The sequence below is a fragment of the Anaerovorax odorimutans genome, assembly GCF_024459955.1.
Lineage (GTDB): Bacteria > Bacillota > Clostridia > Peptostreptococcales > Anaerovoracaceae > Hominibacterium > Hominibacterium odorimutans_A.
Genome location: NZ_JANFXK010000055.1, coordinates 1 through 1,695, shown reverse-complemented (window position 1 = coordinate 1,695; position 1,695 = coordinate 1). Strand labels below are relative to the sequence as shown.

Sequence of the window (1,695 nt, the reverse complement as noted above, 5' to 3'; positions counted from 1 at the left end):
GCGGCGGACATGGGGACGCCTACGCGGGCGGAACCGACGCGGCAGACGCAAATTCTGCCAGCGGCAGCGGCTGTGGCAACGCAGGCCGTAGAAACGGCAGCGGCGCCCGTACAACCGGCCGTACCGGTTCAGGCAGCGCCAACACAGCCGGCCAACTCCGCCGCGCAGCAGGCCATGCAGCCCCAAACGCAGCCAGCGGCAGCCGTGCCGACACAGGCGGCCGCTTACACGCAGGAACAGCTCGCCCTTGCCGCATCACAGCTCATGGAAGCCAAGAAGGACCAGAGCGTCGTGATTAACCTGCTGGGCAAGTTCGGGGTGCAGGCCCTGACGCAGCTGCCGAAAGAGCAGTACGGCGCCTTCGCGACCGAGCTGCGGGCTCTGGGGGCGAAACTATGAGCCAGGAACGAAAACACGCGTTGCTGTCCGCGTCGGCGGCAAGTCGGTGGCTGATCTGCCACCCGTCGGCCAGACTGGAAGAACAATTTCCGGACGCGGCGTCCGATTACGCCGAAGAGGGTAGCCTGGCCCATGAGATTTGTGAGCTGAAAGTGCGGCAGAACTTCATCAAGAAGCAGTCCGCGGCCACCTTTAAAAAGAAATTGAAAGCGCTACAGGAAAAGGACCTGTACCAGAAGGAAATGGACGGCTATACGGATGAATACCTGGACTACGTGTCCGGGATCGTCCATGGCTTCGATTCCCCGCCTTACATAGCGGTAGAGAAGCGCCTGGACTATAGCCATGTTGTCCCGGAGGGATTTGGTACCGGGGACTGCGTCATTATCGGCGGAGACGTCATGCACGTGATTGATTTCAAATATGGCAAGGGCGTGCCGGTGAAAGCGGAAGGCAATCCACAGATGAAGCTTTACGCTGCGGGGGCGCTCAAAGAATATGCCTTTCTTTATCCGATTAAAGAGATCCGAATGCACATTGTGCAGCCCAGGATTGACTACAACAATGAAGGGGTGATTTATGTAGAGGAACTGAACGCATGGTTGAATGCCGTTGTAAAACCTAATGCGGAACTGGCCTTCAAGGGTGAAGGAGAGTACCGACCCTCTGAGGAAACCTGCCGGTTTTGCAGGGCGAAACATACCTGCCGCGCGAGATCGGAACAAAACCTGGAACTGGCCAAAGAAGACTTTAAAAAACCGCCGCTGCTTACGGCGGAGGAAATCGGTCCGATCCTGAAACAGGCAAAGGACTTAAAAGCCTGGGCCTCGGATTTGGAAGAATGGGCGCTGAAAGAAGTGCTTTCCGGAGGAACGGTCCCGGGATGGAAGGCGGTGGAAGGCCGGTCCGTCCGGAAATTCGCCGACCAGGACAAAGCGTTCCAGATCCTCGCCTGCTCCGGCATGGTCGAAGAAGAAATGCTCTACGTGCGAAAACCGCACACCCTTTCCGAGATTGAGAAGATGCTCGGCAAAAAAGAATTTCGGGAGCTGCTGGCCGACCAGGTGGTTAAACCCCCGGGAAAACCGACCCTGGCCCCGGAGGAAGACGAACGAGAACCTATCACATTACAGACTTCCGCGGAGGAAGATTTCAAGGAGGAGTAAAAAATGGCAGAATTAAAACCAACGAAAGTCGTTACCGATAAAGTGAGATTGTCCTATGTGCATCTATTTACACCTTACGCGCATAACTCGGGACAGGAGCCGAAATACAGCTGCACCATTCTGGTGCCAA

Annotated in this window: 3 protein-coding genes; all 3 read left to right on the top strand. The window is 56.4% G+C overall.

Annotated elements, in window-relative coordinates; translation table 11 throughout:
* Positions 1–399: hypothetical protein (locus NE619_RS17745; protein WP_256133824.1), on the top strand; the 399-nt coding region annotated here is incomplete at its 5' end.
* The gene (locus NE619_RS17740; protein WP_256133823.1) at positions 396–1,565 is read left to right on the top strand and encodes a DUF2800 domain-containing protein; all 1,170 of its coding nucleotides are present in this window, start codon (positions 396–398) and stop codon (positions 1,563–1,565) included. The genes NE619_RS17745 and NE619_RS17740, both read left to right, overlap by 4 nt.
* Before the next feature lie 3 nt (positions 1,566–1,568).
* A partial coding sequence (locus NE619_RS19340) for an ssDNA-binding protein (RefSeq protein ID WP_256133825.1) occupies positions 1,569–1,695 on the top strand: 127 nt, incomplete at its 3' end.